The organism is Acinetobacter sp. AYS6 (assembly GCF_025630795.1).
Classification (GTDB): domain Bacteria; phylum Pseudomonadota; class Gammaproteobacteria; order Pseudomonadales; family Moraxellaceae; genus Acinetobacter.
The window spans coordinates 310,684-326,789 of the sequence record NZ_JAOTNV010000007.1; the positions used below are offsets into that span (position 1 = coordinate 310,684).

Sequence of the window (16,106 nt, forward strand, 5' to 3'; positions counted from 1 at the left end):
CTTATGCGACTTGTGCTTGTGAACGAACTGAATCTGCTAAATGCTGAGCTAAAGCATTTACTTCTTGCTCATCGTCACCTTCAACCATGACACGAATCACAGGCTCTGTTCCTGATTTACGGATCAAGATACGTCCACGACCTTTAAGCTGAGCTTCTGCTTTATCAAATTCAGCAACCAATGCAGGAATAGAATATGGATCAAGCATTTGTTCTAAACGTACATTTAAAAGGACTTGTGGGAATAATTTAAAGTCTTGAACCAATTCATGAAGGGCCTTATTTTGCTCGACCATCACAGTTAAAACTTGAAGTGCGGCGATAATGGCATCGCCAGTCGTACTCTTGTCTAAAGTTAGAATATGACCAGAAGGTTCGCCACCTATTACCCAACCATTTTCTTCTAAAGCTTGTAATACATAGCGGTCACCAACTTTTGCACGAACAAAGTTAACGTTTGCTTTTTCAAGTGCAACTTCAAGTGCCATATTACTCATGACCGTACCAACAATACCCGCTGGCTTATTTTGCGCCTGAGTCGCCAAAATATATAAGATATGGTCACCATCAATTAAGTTGCCAAACTTATCGACCATCACAACTCGGTCAGCATCGCCATCAAAGGCAATCCCTAAATCTGCTTGGTGTTCAACTACTGCTTTTTGTAATTGTTCAGGATGTGTTGAACCACAGCTTTCATTAATATTTAAGCCATCTGGTTCATTATATAAAGCAACAACCTTTGCACCTAACTCACGGAAAACCGAAGGACCAACGCTATACGCCGCCCCATGAGCACAATCCAATACAATCTTTAAATTATTTAAATCGAAGTGGTAAGGGAAAGTAGATTTACAAAATTCGATATAGCGACCGTTTGCATCATTTACACGAACACTTTTACCTAAGTTTGCAGTGTCCTCAATAAATAAGTCTTTTTCTAATTCGCGGTTAATTTCTTCTTGTAATGAATCAGGTAATTTTTTGCCTTCACTTGAGAAGAATTTAATACCATTATCATAATATGGATTATGCGAAGCAGAGATAACAATACCTGCATGTGCATGCAAAGCACGAGTAAGGTGTGCAATTGCTGGTGTTGGTAATGGACCAAGTAAATGAACATATACACCGGCAGCGTTTAAGCCTGCCTGCAAAGCAGATTCTAAAATGTAACCAGATAAACGTGTGTCTTTTCCTAATACAACGAGCGGTTTATTTTTCGGACTCGTTCGTTTTAATACCTTCCCTGCAGCAAAACCGAGTTTTAAAGCAAACTCTGGAGTAATAGGCATTTGCCCAAATTTTCCACGAATACCATCCGTTCCAAAATAACTCATAGCTTATCTCATTCTTACGCCACTTCAGCCGTGGCTTACTTCATATATGGCAATTCCGCCATATTTCTTTTCGTCAGATTTACTTTACACCAAAAACAAAAAGCCGTCAGTGTAATGACGGCTTTCTTCATTGTCTTGGTTACCAAATTCTAACCAACACGATAGTTTGGAGCTTCTTTAGTGATCGTTACATCATGAACATGTGATTCAGACATACCCGCTGAAGTAATTTTCACAAATTTCGCATTTTGACGAAGATCTTCAATCACAGATGAGCCGGTATAACCCATCGATGAACGTAAACCACCCATCATTTGATGGACGATGTTACCCATTGGGCCTTTATATGGAACACGACCTTCGATTCCTTCTGGTACTAACTTTTCAGCACCCGCTTTTGAGTCTTGGAAATAACGGTCAGCAGAACCTGTTGCTCCCGCCATTGCACCCAATGAACCCATACCACGATATGCTTTGTAGTAACGGCCTTGGAAAAACTCAACTTCGCCAGGCGCTTCTTCCGTACCCGCAAGTAATGAACCAACCATGATCGTACTTGCGCCCGCACCGATCGCTTTTGCCATATCGCCAGAGAAGCGGATACCGCCATCAGCAATTAAAGGAATTTGATCTTTTAGTGCGTTAGCAACGCTGTCAATTGCAGAAATTTGTGGCATACCAATACCTGCCACAATACGTGTCGTACAGATAGAACCAGGACCAATACCTACTTTTACAGCATCTGCACCTGCATCTAATAATGCTAATGCAGCATCACCAGTTGCGATGTTTCCACCAATCACTTGTACTTGAGGGAAGTTTTGTTTCACCCAACGTACACGTTCAATTACACCAGCTGAGTGACCGTGTGCTGTATCAACAACAATTACGTCAACACCCGCTTCAACCAATGCTTCTACACGACTTGGTGTATCAGCACCTGTACCTACCGCAGCACCAACACGTAAACGACCAAGATCATCTTTACAACTGTTTGGATAGCTTTCAGCTTTGCGGAAGTCAGTCACTGTAATGAGACCTTTAAGTTCGTTGCTCTCGCCAACGACCAAGACTTTTTCAATACGGTGTTTTTGCAATAATGCTTGAATATTTTCTTTAGACTCGCCTTCACGTACAGTGACTAAACGATCTTGACCTGTCATGATGTTGCTAACAGGTTGTTCTAAATTAGTTTCAAAACGCGTATCACGGCCTGTCACAATACCAACAACCTTGCCGTCTTTAACAACAGGTACACCGCTAATGTTATTAGCAGTGGTAATTGCAATCAGTTCACGTACTGTAGTTTCAGGCGTTACAGTGATAGGGTCTTTCACCATACCCGCTTCGAATTTCTTTACACGGCGTACTTCTGCAGCTTGAGCAGCAATATCCATGTTTTTGTGCAAAATCCCGATACCACCATTTTGTGACATTGCAATCGCCATACGTGACTCAGTCACTGTATCCATTGCTGCTGAAACTAATGGGATATTTAAATGAATGCCGCGAGTTAAACGTGTCTTTAAAGAGACATCTTTTGGGAGAACAGTAGAGTAGGCAGGAAGTAATAAGACATCATCGAAGGTTAGCGCTTCTTGAACGATGGTCAGCATAACAATCTCACTGGTAAATTCCGTGAGCTATTATAAACAAATTTCAATGCAATTTTCATATTATCTTTGCCTTTTTCAGCAATAGATGTAGAGCCGCTCTAAATTATTCCCACTTATTATCGTCTTAACGTTATTTTTTAACTCATATTTTATAACCCAGAGTTTTATCTGGGTTGATCATTAGACATCATATTTAAGCAGGACAACTAAAAACCTGTTCTGACATAAAGTCGACACCACACGCTAAAGTTTCAATCCAGTCCAAAAACTGATTAATCATTTCTTTACCCATAAATGGGCTGCCATGCTGTGGAACAATCATTTCAATATCCATCTGGCGAACCATTTTAACCCATAAACGGATGACCTTATTGGAACACATATAGCGCTGGTGAAAAGCTTTCATTTTCAGAACATGCGTATCAAAATCTATTAAAGGTTCGCTTGCATCTTCAACAATCGAGGCTCCCATATCGCCAGAAAATAAAATTTTGGCCACTGGATCATAAAACTGAAAATTACCTACCGAATGTAGAAAATGCGCAGGAACCACCACAAGCTTTGACTCACCCAACTGAATCACTTGGCCCTGATCAGGTAATTCAATTAGGCGATCTTCCCAATTCCCTTTCATGCGCTCACTCATGAATGATGAATTTAAGTGAGGTAAAAATCGTGCCCACAATTTTGAGGCTACCACTTTAGCGTCGGTATAGACTAACCAGCGCGGCATTGAGGTAATAATGTCCGGATCCTGATGAGAAGCCATCACATAGTCCAGATTTTTTAAGCGTGTATATTTATTGAGTTCCATAGTCAGTGGGACATAGGTCAAATCGCCACCAGGATCAATTACAGCAGCATGCTCATGATCAATAATTAAAAATTGATTGGCTTGGATACCTTCCCCTTTGACCAAACTGGTAAAACTAATACATTTATGTACGCCATTATCAAATAATATCTGCGATGTTGTTTTTTCAAACCCCATACAATTCCCCAAAAAAACTTTAAATATTAGATATTTTTTATATCCATACTAAAATAAAGGGATTCGATAACTCTTGCAATGAATTGCTTTATTTTTCTCATAATATTCTAAAATAGCTTTCGCTTTTCTTATTTTATAAATGAATCATAATGTTATTTAAAATTAAGACACAATAAATTAAAATAATTCTCATTATCAGTTTTGTCTTTTGCGCTGCCTAGGCCTCCCATGAACCAAGCCCCTTATTTTTCAAGTTCCAAAACATTATTAGCAATTGCTATTTTTAGCTTAATGACAGCAAGTCATGCTGATGAAACAGCAGAACAAAAAAATTCGACTAGTGTGCTACCCACAATTTCTATTCAGGCGCAAAAAGAACCCAGCTCTACGTATGTCGCAACTAAAGCAACCTCTGCCTTAAAATCAGATGCGCCCTTATTTAAAACGGCTCAATCGGTTTCAGTAGTGACGCGTGAACAGCTCGACCAGAAACAAGCAAAGACACTTGCAGAGGCACTTGAAGGCGTTGCAGGTGTTGAAGCTGGAAAACTTGGTCGTCGTGGTTGGGATGATTTCGTTATTCGAGGACAAACATCTTCCGATTCAGTTTATGTAGATGGTTTAAGAGTAGGTCAAAATACTTATGTTGCCACTGAACTATCTGGCATGGATCAAGTCCAAGTTTTAAAAGGTCCGGCCTCTATTAATTTCGGTTTGGTTGCGCCAGGCGGCATGGTAAATTTAGTCACTAAACGACCTGAAGCAGAAAACTTTGCGCGTGCTAGCATGACTTATGGCAGCTATAACCTAAAAGAAGGTACATTCGATTTAAACTATAGTCCTAATAATAGTGAGAAAGGTGCTTTTCGTTTAAATGGCCGTATCTCTGACCAAGATGATTCGACAGATTATGTGTATTTTAAAAATTACTATATCTCCCCTTCTTACAATTTTGACTTAGGAGATAACACTGACCTCTCTGTAATCGCAAGTTATCAGCATCGCGAATATATTCGTCAGCAAGGCTTGCCTGTCATTGGTACATTAAAAGACAATCCTAACGGCGCTATAGACCGAAGTTTATATATTGGCGATCCTAACTTCGGTAAATATGAGGCAGATGTTTATCGTACGGGTTATACGTTTAAACATGCCTTTGATAATGGCTGGAACTTTAACCAAAATTTTGCCGTCCAAAAAACTGAAATGGATGGTACTGCTGTCTTTGCTCGCACAGGTAGCAACTTTTGGGCAAAAAACAAACAAGGTGAAATCGACTACACGACTATTAGTCGTAAAAATAATAGCCGCCACCAGATTATTGATAACTTAAGTTTCGCCATCGATAACCGTTTAAACAAACAGTTTAATTTATATGGCATGCAGCACGACATTAATATTGGCGTAGATGCCTTCCAAGAAAAAAGTGACTACACCAATGATAAATACGATATTGGCAATTTAAATATCTATGACCCCGTTTATGGTCAAAACGTGACATTGAAACAAAATGTTCGGGATATTAATCGTCTCAAATATTTGGGCCTCTATTTGCGTGACCGCATTCAACTCAATGACCAATGGCTTTTAAGCTTGTCTGGACGTCAAGACTGGGCACAAACCCAAAGCACAAGCTTAGTTACAAGTAGTGCAAGTAAACAATCAGACAATGCATTTACAGGTAGCGCCTCTGTCATGTACACCCTTAATGACATTGTTGCCCCTTATGTCAGCTATGCCACTTCATTTACTCCTAACAGTGGTACTGATGTAAATAACAATCCGTTCAAACCTGAAGAAGGAAAACAGGTTGAAGTCGGAATGAAATTACAAAGCCCTGATCAACGTATTCAAGGTGCGATCGCTTGGTATGATTTAAAACGCCAAAATGTTTTAGTCACCGATACTGCGAATAGTGGGTATAAAATACAACGTGGTGAACAGTTAACTCGTGGTATTGAAACTGAACTCAGCGCAGAAATTTTAGAGGGCTTAAAATTAACAGCTGCATATACTTACACCATTGATGCTGAAATTAGTAAAGATGCAAATTCTAGTAATGTAGGAAAAGCACTCGATAATATTCCTGAGCATGCTTATAGCTTGTCAGCGCGCTATAAATTTGACCCAGCATCAAAACTTGGTTGGTATGTAGGCGGTGGATTCCGTGGTGAAACCTATAAAACTGTCGATGGCTTAGATGTTCACGTTCCAGGCTATACAGTCTTTGATACTGAGGCCGGCTATGACGCTGGACATTGGGGCGCACAACTTGCGATCCGTAATTTATTTGATAAGGATTATTATGCAGGTGCACTGAATGAGAATTTAGTGACACTCGGTAACCCACGCCAAATTAATTTTACAGTGAAATTTAACTACTAAAATGACTTACAAAAAAACGCACTCAATTCGAGTGCGTTTTTTTTGGGCAGCTTTAAATGCTTTAGAAGAAGTAATGCTGTACTAAAGTAGAGACACCTACAATTAAGAAAATAGCAGCACCAATTTTATGAATGAGTGAGATAGATAAACGTTCAGCTAATTTATTACCAATAAATACAGCGGGTGCATTGGCAATCATCATACCTAATGTTGTACCTAGCATTACCCAGAAAATGCTGTCATAACGTGCAGCTAAAGCAACTGTCGCAATTTGAGTTTTATCACCAATTTCTGCTAAGAAAAACAGGATAAAGGTTGCACCAAAAACACCAAATTTTTGCCATCTGTTAATGCTATCTGTTTCATCATCTAGCTTATCTGGAATAAGCATCCAGAACGCCATACCAATAAATCCACCCGCAAGTACCCAAACTAAAATTTCGGGACTCAAGACGGTTGTAATCCACTGCCCCAGCACAGCAGAGATACCATGGTTAATTAAAGTTGCTAAAAGAATCGCAATGAGAATAGGGATTGGCTTACGGAAACGTGCAGACAGTAAAAGGGCCAACAATTGAGTTTTATCGCCCATTTCAGCTAGGGCAACGATCGAAGTAGAAATTAGAAATTCTTGCATGTCGTTTCTCTGGCTAGCATAAATGCCCATGACCTACCCCTCCTGCTAGCCAAATATCTGCAGAGTGGTAAATCAAAGGTCTTGCCAACTCGGAAACGATGAGACGTTTAAGCTATGATGACCATGTTCTGTTGAACAATTATGTTGATCATCACCTATTCATTCAGAAATGAATAGCGGCTACTCCCCAATGAAGTATGTGCTTATTATATTCGAGCAGTTCTATTTTTCAAACAAAAAATTTTATCCATGCCCATACTAACAACCGCCCCAAGCCTAATAGTAAAGCTAAACAGATACTTAAGTTAATAAACCCAAAATTGTTCATGCCAGCTATATGCTGTGATTGAAATTCAAATGGCAAAATAAGCGTTGCCACAAATACTTCCAAACCGATTGCAACGTATGTCATCCACTCCCAAGGAAAGTGCAAAAAACTGACCCATAATCCCATCAATAAAAATACAACCAACAGAATCGGCAACATGATTTTAAAAAAACCCATCATTTATTATTTCTCCTTTGCTTAATAACGAGAAATTTCTCCTCTCTCGATCACTCCCTCTTAATCTTTAGATTAACCTAAAACCCATTAAATTAAATATCAAAATAAAACCCCGCCGAAGCGAGGTTTTAATGATTCATTTCAAAATATTAGATTAATAAAGTACGAATATCTTTAAGAAGTTTCGTAAGTTTATTGGTAAATCGAGCGGCATCTGCACCATTAATTACACGGTGGTCATAAGACAATGACAACGGCAACATTAATCGTGGGTCAAAGTCTTTACCGTTCCACACAGGCTGCATCGTTGCAGGTGAAATACCTAAAATTGCAACCTGTGGCCAGTTTACTAGCGGTGTAAATGATGTACCACCAATCGAACCTAAACTTGTGATTGTGAAGTTCGCGCCTTGTAAGTCTTTCGGTGTTAATTTCTTATCACGCGCTTTCTTACTAAGCTCACCTAACTCAATAGCAATTTGCTTAATTGATTTTTGGTCAGGATTACGTAGTACTGGTACTGTCAAACCATCCGGTGTTGCAACCGCAATACCCATATGAATTTCATTACGAAGCAATACAGACTTTTGATCATCTGCCAAGTGACCAGCGAAATAAGGCTCTTCTTTCAACAAGTGCGCTAACGCTTTTGCAATGAATGCTAAGATTGTTAGGCTAATACCTTGTTTCTTAAAGCCGTCTTTTAACTCACCACGCCAAGCTTCTAGCTCAGTGATATCAGCAAGGTCAAACTGGGTGACCTGTGGGATATAGTTGTTTAGAGACAACTGTGGCACAGATACTTGCTGTAAACGAGTCATTGGCTTCACTTCACCGCCACCAAAAGCAGTAAAGTCAGGTAATGATGGTAATCCAGCTGGTGCTGCAGCAGCTTGAGCAACAGGCGCTGCTTGCGGTGCAGTTAAACGAGTCTTCACATATGCAAAGATATCTTCTTTAATAACACGACCATGTTCACCAGAAGTTTTAACTTGTGATAAAACTACACCAAGCTCACGAGCAAGCTTACGCACAGCAGGGCCTGCATAAACTTTAGCGTTTTCAGCTTCTTGTTCTTTGGTTAATTTATCATTACCAGAAGAGGCTGGAGCAGATACAGCCTGAGTCGGAGCAGGAGTTGCCGCTTTAGGCGCTGCTGCCTGTGGAGCTGGAGCTGCTTCTGCTTTTGCCGCTGGTGCAGCAGCAGGTGCTTGGCCTTCAGCTTCAATTGTTGCAAGCAAAACACCTTGTGAAACCTGTTGACCTGCTTGCAAGTGAATCGCTTTCACAACGCCTGCAACAGTACTTGGAACTTCAACAGTCGCTTTATCTGACTCAACCACAACAAGGCTTTGGTCTACGTCAACTTTATCGCCAACTTGTACCAAAATTTCAGCAACAACTGCTTTATCTACACCCAAATCAGGAACGTTAATGTCAACTGGTCCAGATTGAGTAGCAGCCGCAGCTACAGTTTCTTGCTGAGCTGGTGCAGGTGCCGCCGCCGGAGCTGCTGTTGTAGGAACAGATTCAGCCGGTGTACTTGATGCAGACGTTGTTTTCACTTTAATGAGCACAACACCTTCTTTAACTGTATCGCCTTCTTTCACTTGAATGCTTTCTACAGTACCCGCAACACTGCTTGGTACTTCTACAGTTGCTTTGTCAGATTCCACAACAACGATGCTTTGCTCAACATCGATTTGCTCACCAACTTTTACTAAAATTTCACCAACTAGTGCTTTTTCAACACCAATATCAGGAACTTGGACTTCCACCACTTGGCTAGTGGTTGCCGCTGCTGGTTGTGCAGTAGTTGAAGCATGTTGTACCGCTGCCGGCGCTGCTGTTTGTTCAGCTACTGGGGCAGGTTTTTCAACTTCTTCTGCTTGAGCTACAGGTGCAGCACCTTCAGCTTCAAGTTCAAACAATACCGTACCTTCAGTTACGCTATCGCCTTCTTTGATTAAGATGCTTTTTACGACACCTGCTGAAGTGCTAGGCACTTCAACAGAGGCTTTATCTGACTCAAGCAAAACAAGGCTGTCATTTTCAGCAATGCTGTCACCAACTTTTACCAAAATTTCAGCAACAACTGCTTTATCTACGCCAATATCAGGGGTTTTAATTTGCATGCTTAGTTCCCCTCACCTGTTTGCGCTTCATTGTATTCAGCAACTGCCTGAACTTCTGGATGTGCTTGTGGAGCCCATGCCACTGGACGATCAGTATCTAACTCAAAGTTAGAAATTGCATCTTTAACTAAACGTGCATCTACTTCACCTTCGTCAGCTAATTTTTTCAAAGTAGCAACAACGATATGTGCAGCATCAACACCAAAGAAACTACGTAAGTTAGCACGTGTATCTGAGCGACCATAACCATCTGTACCCAATGCTACAAATGGGCGACCATCTGGAAGATAAGCACGGATTTGTTCGCTATACGCACGCATATGATCTGTTGCCGAAACAACAATACCTTCTGTACCGCGTAATTGTTTAGATACCCAAGACTCTTTCACTTCTTCAGTAAGTGGGTGTAAGCGGTTGTATTCTTCACATGCCATACCATCACGCGACAATTCATTGAAGCTTGTTACACTCCAAACGTTTGAATGGATTTGGTATTCATCACGTAAGATTTTCGCAGCTTTGATCACTTCACGAAGAATTACACCTGAACCGAGTAACTGAACAGTTGCTTTTTCATCTTTTTCGAACAAGTACATACCACGTTTAATGCCTTCCTCAGCGCCTTCAGGCATTGCAGGATGCTCGTAGTTTTCGTTCATTACAGTTAAGTAATAGAACACACGCTCTTGGTTCACGTACATACGTTGTAAACCGTCATGAACGATTACAGCTAACTCATAACCAAAACATGGGTCATAAGATACACAGTTAGGAATCGTGTTCGCCAAGATATGCGAATGACCATCTTGGTGCTGTAAACCTTCACCGTTCAATGTGGTACGACCAGCAGTAGCACCTAACAAGAAACCTTGTGCTTGTGCATCACCAGCTGCCCATGCAATGTCACCAATACGTTGGAAACCAAACATTGAGTAGTACATATACATCGGAATCATTGGCAAGTTATTGGTTGAATAACTTGTTGCCAAAGCAGCCCATGCGCTCATCGCACCAGCTTCGTTAATCCCTTCTTGAAGCATGTGACCATCACTTGCTTCACGGTAATGCATTAATTGTTCTTGGTCTTCTGGGGTATATTTTTGACCGTGAGCTGCATAAATACCAAGCTGACGGAACATACCTTCTAGACCAAAAGTACGCGCTTCATCTGGAACGATTGGTACTACGCGGTCTTTAATTGCTTTTTCTTTAAGTAAGGCAGCAATTAAACGAACCATGACCATAGTGGTAGATTGCTCTTTACCACCTGAACCATTTAATACAGCATCAAATACAGATAATTCAGGAATCGCTAAAATTTCACTCTCTTTACGACGTGCAGGTAGGTAACCACCTAACGCTTCACGACGCGCCTTCATATACTTCATTTCTGGAGAGTTTTCACTTGGGCGGTAGAATGGAAGCTCTTCTAATTTATCGTCTGTAAATGGAAGGTTAAAACGGTCACGTACATATTTCAAAGAATCGATCTGCATTTTTTTGATTTGGTGAGTTTTGTTCACCGCCTCAATTTCTTCAGACAAACCATAACCTTTAACAGTTTTCGCAAGAATAACCGTTGGTTGACCTTTGGCTTTCATTGCTTCTGCATAGGCAGCAAAAACTTTGTAAGGGTCATGACCACCACGGTTGAGGTTATCGATGTCTTCATCGCTTAAATCTTTTACAAGTTCCGCAGCTTCTGGGTACTTGCCAAAGAATTTCTCACGTGTATATGCACCACCTTTCACTTGATAGCGTTGGTATTCACCATCAACTGTTTCTTCCATGACCGCTTTTAAAGCGCCTGAGCTGTCTTTTGCAAGAAGTGGGTCCCAATGACGGCCCCATACAACTTTAATGACACGCCAGCCCGCACCACGGAATAAAGATTCTAATTCTTGAATGATTTTACCGTTACCACGTACAGGACCATCTAGACGCTGTAAGTTACAGTTAACCACCCAGATCAAGTTATCAAGTTTTTCACGACCAGCAAGTGAAATTGCACCAGTACTTTCTGGCTCATCCATCTCACCATCGCCAAGATATGCCCAGACTTTACGATCTTCTTCTTTGATCAAGCCACGGTTCATCAAATATTTCTGAATGTGTGCTTGATAAATCGACATGATTGGACCAAGACCCATTGATACAGTTGGGAATTGCCAATAGTCAGGCATTAAATATGGATGTGGATAGCTTGGTAAACCGTTACCGCCAACTTCACGGCGGAAATTACTTAACTGTTCTTCAGTTAAACGCCCTTCAAGGAATGAACGTGCATAAATACCAGGAGCACAGTGGCCTTGGTAATAAATCATATCTCCGCCAAAGTTATTGCTGTTTGCGCGGAAGAAATGGTTAAAACCTACGTCATATAATGTTGCACTTGATGCGAAGCTCGCCAAGTGTCCACCTAAATCATCACCTGTTTTATTCGCGCGAAGTACCATTGCTAAGGCATTCCAACGAATCAATGCACGAATACGGCGTTCCATATCTTGGTCGCCTGGCATTGCAGGTTGTTCTTCAACAGAAATTGTATTTAAGTAAGGTGTATTGAGACGTTGAATGGGAACATGCTTAGCAATTGCTTGTTGGTAAAGTTTTTCCAATAAGAATGCCGCGCGCTCAGTTCCCATATGTTGTAAAACTGAATCGAATGCATCTTGCCACTCTTGGGTTTCTTGTGCATCGGAGTCACCGTAAAACGCCATAATTCACCTGTTCCTTGTTCTTTAATCTACTTTGTATTTTTACCACGTTTTACCCCTCTCTAGTTATTGCCACGGGTGAATGTGAGGGGGGCCTATTATTTTCTGAATGAATAGTCATTGACCGAGCATTAAACAAAATAACAAAAAAACGCCAATAATGGCGTTTTTTTATACAATCTTTACGTTAAAAAAAGTTTAGCTTAGTTTTAGATTCATAAATTTAATAACCTTACTTTTTTAACTATGCTTTTATGGAAGCATCGCCAAGTAAGTGGTTGGATTCTTACGTTGACCATCTTTAACTACTTCATAGTGCAAATGTGGACCAGTACAGCGGCCAGTACAGCCTACATTGGCAATATGTTCACCAGCAGACACTTGGTCGCCTACACGTACCATTAAGCGCGAAGCATGAGCATAACGTGTTAAATAACCATTACCGTGGTTAATTTCAACATATTGGCCATAGCCCGTACCCCAACCAGATTTAGTTACAATACCTGGGCCTGTTGCATAGATTGGTGTGCCACTCGGAGCAGCCATATCTAAACCGCCATGATGTTCGGCACGGCCACTCATTGTACGACCACCAAAGTTCGAAGAAACTCGTACAGTATCAGGAAGAGGATGAGCAATTAACCAAGAGTAAGCATTTGAAGAAGAGGCATTGAAAGAGTTCTTTGCGCTCGTATTGCCATATTTTTTTGCGAGCGACTCATTGTTGAGCTCAACCGTTTTTTGGCGTAAGGTCACTGAAACTTTCGCGCTCGCAGGAAGATCTAAATCGTCAGGATGGGTGTATGAACCTTGAGATAATGTTTTTGATAGTTGTTCCAATCGATCTGAATCAGTAGATTGGTTAATTGTTTGATAATCTGCAAAAGCAACTGATGCTGCCGAAGCGGCAAGTGAAAACGCTAATAAAATACGACGCGTGTGCATAAAAACCTCTTGAAACTGTTCTTACTCAAGTTCCTTATGATCTCTTCCTTGATATCAATCGAAATGAACGCTTAAGATGAAGACAAGAATCTATCCGAGAATGACCCATGTCTAAACCCGATAACGTTTTTCAACAAACCGGAAAACACATAAAAACAGGAAACCTTACGTTTCTAACAACGCAAGTCGCGCAATGGCAAAGACTTACGAAAATTATCCAACCCTTATTGCCCCAACCGGAACAATGGCAGGTCGTGTGTTATCAAAATGGTTCTTTAATCATTACTGGTGAAAATCAAGCGATGATCAGTCAACTCAGTTATTTACAGAACCAATATGTATCTAAATTATCTCAACTTGAAGGGTTAAAAGACTTACAAAGAATTCAGGTTCGCTTGAGAAATAAAAATATTCCAAATCCACCCTCATCTGAGCCATCTAAACCCATCCCCCCGGAAACACAAGAAATGTTACGTAGTGCAGCCGACTTTGTGAGCGACCCTAAGCTTAGCCAAGCTTTACTACGTTTGGCAAGCAATAAAAAATGATGGGCTTTCTATTTCTTAATTAGAATCGTTCTTATTATGTGATGATAATCACACTTTATAACGTTACAATATAACGTAGCCAAGTAAAGACAATGACTTATGTCACACTGACATATGGAATTGGACATTCATTCTCGTCATTAAATGTTACAATTTCATAATTACTTGGATCACTTTGAACATTGCGTAACAACTGATTATTTAAAGCATGTCCTGACTTATAGCCATCAAACTTGGCAATAATTTGATGACCAAGCAAATACAAATCACCTACTGCATCTAAAATCTTATGTCTTACAAATTCATCAGCGAAACGTAAACCTTCTTCGTTAACAACGCCTGTGTCATCTACACCAATCGCATTATCTAAACTTGCACCCAAAGCTAAGTTATTTGCTTTGAGATAATCCAGATCTTTCATAAAACCAAAAGTACGAGCTTCACTTACTTCATATACGAATGTTTCAGTAGAAAAATCGATTGTGGCAGATTGATATTCTTTAGCAAATGCTGGATGGTCAAAATCAATCGTAAAATTTAACTGAAAACCATTATGGGGGCTAAAAATTGCTTTTTTATCATCTATTAATGCTTCAACTGGCTTTAATATTTTTATAAATTTTTTCGGCGCATCCAGTTCACGTAATCCACCTTGCATTAATAGGTAAATAAATGGACCAGCACTTCCATCCATAATCGGAACTTCGGACGCAGATACCTCAACAATAAGGTTATCAATTCCCAAACCTGCAATTGCGCTCATCACATGCTCAATTGTTCCAACTTTTATATCTCCAATCACCAAGTTAGAGCACATAAAAGCTTCTTGAATGAGCAATGCATTCGCATGGATTTCAACAGGCGGATCTAAATCGATACGACGAAATACAATACCTCCATCCGCGGTATGTGGAATGAAATTGATCATCACTTTTTGACCGCTATGAAGACCTATTCCACTCGCTTTTACCACACGATTGAGAGTACGTTGTTTCACCATGCTTTGTAACTTCTTTTTTAAAACCGCTATACGTTAGCATATTTAGTCATTGATCAAAAACAAAAAAAGGCAGTGTTTAAACACTGCCTTTTTTAAAATCTAATAATATTTTACTTACGTTGCTGATTTTTCAAGTAATCTTGAATACTCATTGGAGAAGAACGTGGAGAAGAACTTGCTGTGCTACTCACTTCATTGTCTGCATTTTGACGCTTATTAATTGCAGGAACGTCATCTTCATCAACAGATTGAGCTGATTGAGTCGATGCATGACTTACTGTATTACGTTTTCTCGGTTCTGCATCTGCTGCATTACGAGTTAAACCAGTTGCAATCACTGTTACGCGTAATTCATCACGCGCATCTGGATCAAATACCGTACCGTAGAAGATTTCACCTTCATCAAGGTCAACAATCTGGTTCACGACATCAGTAATGATTTCAGTTTCACGTAAAGTAATATCATCACCGCCAGTAATGTTAATCAACACACCTTTAGCATTAATAATATTGACGTTATCAAGTAATGGACTACGAATTGCTTGTTCAGCCGCTTGACGTGCACGATCTTCACCACGACCTAAACCTGCACCCATCATGGCATAACCACGTGTACTCATTGCAGTTTTCAAATCGGCGAAGTCAAGGTTAATGTGACCACGATTTACAACAAGGTCAAAGATACTACGTACAGCGTTTAACAATACATCATCAGCTTTTTTATAAGCATCTTTCATTGAAATATCGCCATATACGCTGAGTAAGCGTTGGTTAGGGATAATAATCAATGAATCAACATGTGCTTCAAGCGCTTCAATACCGCGTTCAGCAGACTTTAAACGGCGACGACCTTCAAAGTTAAATGGAGTTGTTACAACACCAACAGTCAAAATACCCATTTCTTTGGCAACTTCAGCCACCACAGGTGCCGCGCCTGTACCCGTACCACCACCCATACCAGCGGTAACGAATACCATATCCGTACCTTCAAGATGGTGACGAATAATTTCACGGCTTTCTTCTGCTGCAACTTGCCCCACTTCAGGGTTAGCACCAGCTCCTAGACCACGTGTGCTTTGCTCGCCTAACTGAATTTTGAAAGGTGCATTCATACAGTCCAGTGCTTGTTTGTCTGTATTGGCACAAACGAATTTAACACCTTGAATATCAGACTGCACCATATGTTGAACGGCATTACCGCCACCACCACCTACACCAAATACAGTGAAACGGGCTTGACCGTTGCCATCGTTTAGTTCATCTTCTATAAATTCAAATGAGGCCATGA

12 protein-coding genes and 1 riboswitch are annotated in these 16,106 nt (G+C 40.5%); of the genes, 2 read left to right on the plus strand and 10 right to left on the minus strand.

The genetic code is table 11. The features are described 5' to 3' along the window. Position 1: 1 nt before the first annotated feature. From glmM to OD757_RS12090, 3 genes are all read right to left on the minus strand, one after another. Positions 2 to 1,339: a phosphoglucosamine mutase gene (gene glmM, locus OD757_RS12080; RefSeq protein WP_263032025.1), complete on the minus strand. Its 1,338-nt coding sequence runs from the start codon at positions 1,337 to 1,339 to the stop codon at positions 2 to 4. Between the two features lie 149 nt (positions 1,340 to 1,488). Next, positions 1,489 to 2,955: an IMP dehydrogenase gene (gene guaB / locus OD757_RS12085; protein ID WP_003654069.1), complete on the minus strand. Its 1,467-nt coding sequence runs from the start codon at positions 2,953 to 2,955 to the stop codon at positions 1,489 to 1,491. A 193-nt stretch (positions 2,956 to 3,148) separates the two neighbouring features. Continuing rightward, positions 3,149 to 3,946, minus strand: coding sequence for an FprA family A-type flavoprotein (locus tag OD757_RS12090; RefSeq protein WP_263032026.1), 798 nt, complete (start codon positions 3,944 to 3,946; stop codon positions 3,149 to 3,151). A gap of 228 nt (positions 3,947 to 4,174) precedes the next feature. Between OD757_RS12090 and OD757_RS12095 the strand changes: the two genes are divergently transcribed. Continuing rightward, positions 4,175 to 6,331, plus strand: coding sequence for a TonB-dependent siderophore receptor (locus OD757_RS12095; protein ID WP_263032027.1), 2,157 nt, complete (start codon positions 4,175 to 4,177; stop codon positions 6,329 to 6,331). A 61-nt stretch (positions 6,332 to 6,392) separates the two neighbouring features. Here the strand turns inward: OD757_RS12095 and OD757_RS12100 are convergent, their stop codons facing one another. The 5 genes from OD757_RS12100 to OD757_RS12120 form a co-directional block, all read right to left on the minus strand. After that, positions 6,393 to 6,968 (minus strand): TMEM165/GDT1 family protein, encoded by a 576-nt coding sequence (locus OD757_RS12100; RefSeq protein ID WP_003654075.1) that lies wholly within the window; start codon positions 6,966 to 6,968, stop codon positions 6,393 to 6,395. Between the two features lie 15 nt (positions 6,969 to 6,983). Further along, positions 6,984 to 7,169: riboswitch (yybP-ykoY riboswitch) on the minus strand. A 28-nt stretch (positions 7,170 to 7,197) separates the two neighbouring features. Next, positions 7,198 to 7,476, minus strand: coding sequence for a hypothetical protein (locus OD757_RS12105; RefSeq protein ID WP_263032028.1), 279 nt, complete (start codon positions 7,474 to 7,476; stop codon positions 7,198 to 7,200). Between the two features lie 146 nt (positions 7,477 to 7,622). Then, a complete protein-coding gene (locus OD757_RS12110) occupies positions 7,623 to 9,608 on the minus strand; it encodes a 2-oxo acid dehydrogenase subunit E2 (RefSeq protein WP_263032029.1) in 1,986 nt (661 codons plus the stop codon). A 2-nt stretch (positions 9,609 to 9,610) separates the two neighbouring features. After that, complete coding sequence (gene aceE / locus OD757_RS12115) at positions 9,611 to 12,328, minus strand: pyruvate dehydrogenase (acetyl-transferring), homodimeric type (RefSeq protein WP_263032030.1); 2,718 nt, start codon at positions 12,326 to 12,328, stop codon at positions 9,611 to 9,613. Between the two features lie 249 nt (positions 12,329 to 12,577). Then, positions 12,578 to 13,270: a M23 family metallopeptidase gene (locus OD757_RS12120; protein WP_009391396.1), complete on the minus strand. Its 693-nt coding sequence runs from the start codon at positions 13,268 to 13,270 to the stop codon at positions 12,578 to 12,580. A 107-nt stretch (positions 13,271 to 13,377) separates the two neighbouring features. Between OD757_RS12120 and OD757_RS12125 the strand changes: the two genes are divergently transcribed. Continuing rightward, positions 13,378 to 13,818, plus strand: a complete 441-nt coding sequence (locus tag OD757_RS12125; protein WP_263032031.1) for a DUF721 domain-containing protein — start codon at positions 13,378 to 13,380, stop codon at positions 13,816 to 13,818. A gap of 97 nt (positions 13,819 to 13,915) precedes the next feature. Here OD757_RS12125 and lpxC read toward each other — a convergent pair whose 3' ends face one another. Together lpxC and ftsZ are read right to left on the minus strand one after the other, a co-directional pair. Continuing rightward, positions 13,916 to 14,818, minus strand: coding sequence for a UDP-3-O-acyl-N-acetylglucosamine deacetylase (lpxC, locus tag OD757_RS12130; RefSeq protein ID WP_151988750.1), 903 nt, complete (start codon positions 14,816 to 14,818; stop codon positions 13,916 to 13,918). Positions 14,819 to 14,928: 110 nt separating this feature from the next. After that, a complete protein-coding gene (gene ftsZ, locus OD757_RS12135) occupies positions 14,929 to 16,104 on the minus strand; it encodes a cell division protein FtsZ (RefSeq protein WP_003654090.1) in 1,176 nt (391 codons plus the stop codon). Positions 16,105 to 16,106 lie beyond the last annotated feature (2 nt).

Bases quoted from the DNA above. Each gene is read 5' to 3' on its own strand.
- ftsZ (WP_003654090.1), bottom strand. From the start codon at position 16,104: ATGGCCTCATTTGAATTTATAGAAGATGAACTAAACGATGGCAACGGT.
- glmM (WP_263032025.1), bottom strand. From the start codon at position 1,339: ATGAGTTATTTTGGAACGGATGGTATTCGTGGAAAATTTGGGCAAATG.
- OD757_RS12105 (WP_263032028.1), bottom strand. From the start codon at position 7,476: ATGATGGGTTTTTTTAAAATCATGTTGCCGATTCTGTTGGTTGTATTT.
- OD757_RS12120 (WP_009391396.1), bottom strand. From the start codon at position 13,270: ATGCACACGCGTCGTATTTTATTAGCGTTTTCACTTGCCGCTTCGGCA.
- OD757_RS12095 (WP_263032027.1), top strand. From the start codon at position 4,175: ATGAACCAAGCCCCTTATTTTTCAAGTTCCAAAACATTATTAGCAATT.
- aceE (WP_263032030.1), bottom strand. From the start codon at position 12,328: ATGGCGTTTTACGGTGACTCCGATGCACAAGAAACCCAAGAGTGGCAA.
- guaB (WP_003654069.1), bottom strand. From the start codon at position 2,955: ATGCTGACCATCGTTCAAGAAGCGCTAACCTTCGATGATGTCTTATTA.
- OD757_RS12090 (WP_263032026.1), bottom strand. From the start codon at position 3,946: ATGGGGTTTGAAAAAACAACATCGCAGATATTATTTGATAATGGCGTA.
- OD757_RS12110 (WP_263032029.1), bottom strand. From the start codon at position 9,608: ATGCAAATTAAAACCCCTGATATTGGCGTAGATAAAGCAGTTGTTGCT.
- lpxC (WP_151988750.1), bottom strand. From the start codon at position 14,818: ATGGTGAAACAACGTACTCTCAATCGTGTGGTAAAAGCGAGTGGAATA.
- OD757_RS12100 (WP_003654075.1), bottom strand. From the start codon at position 6,968: ATGCAAGAATTTCTAATTTCTACTTCGATCGTTGCCCTAGCTGAAATG.
- OD757_RS12125 (WP_263032031.1), top strand. From the start codon at position 13,378: ATGTCTAAACCCGATAACGTTTTTCAACAAACCGGAAAACACATAAAA.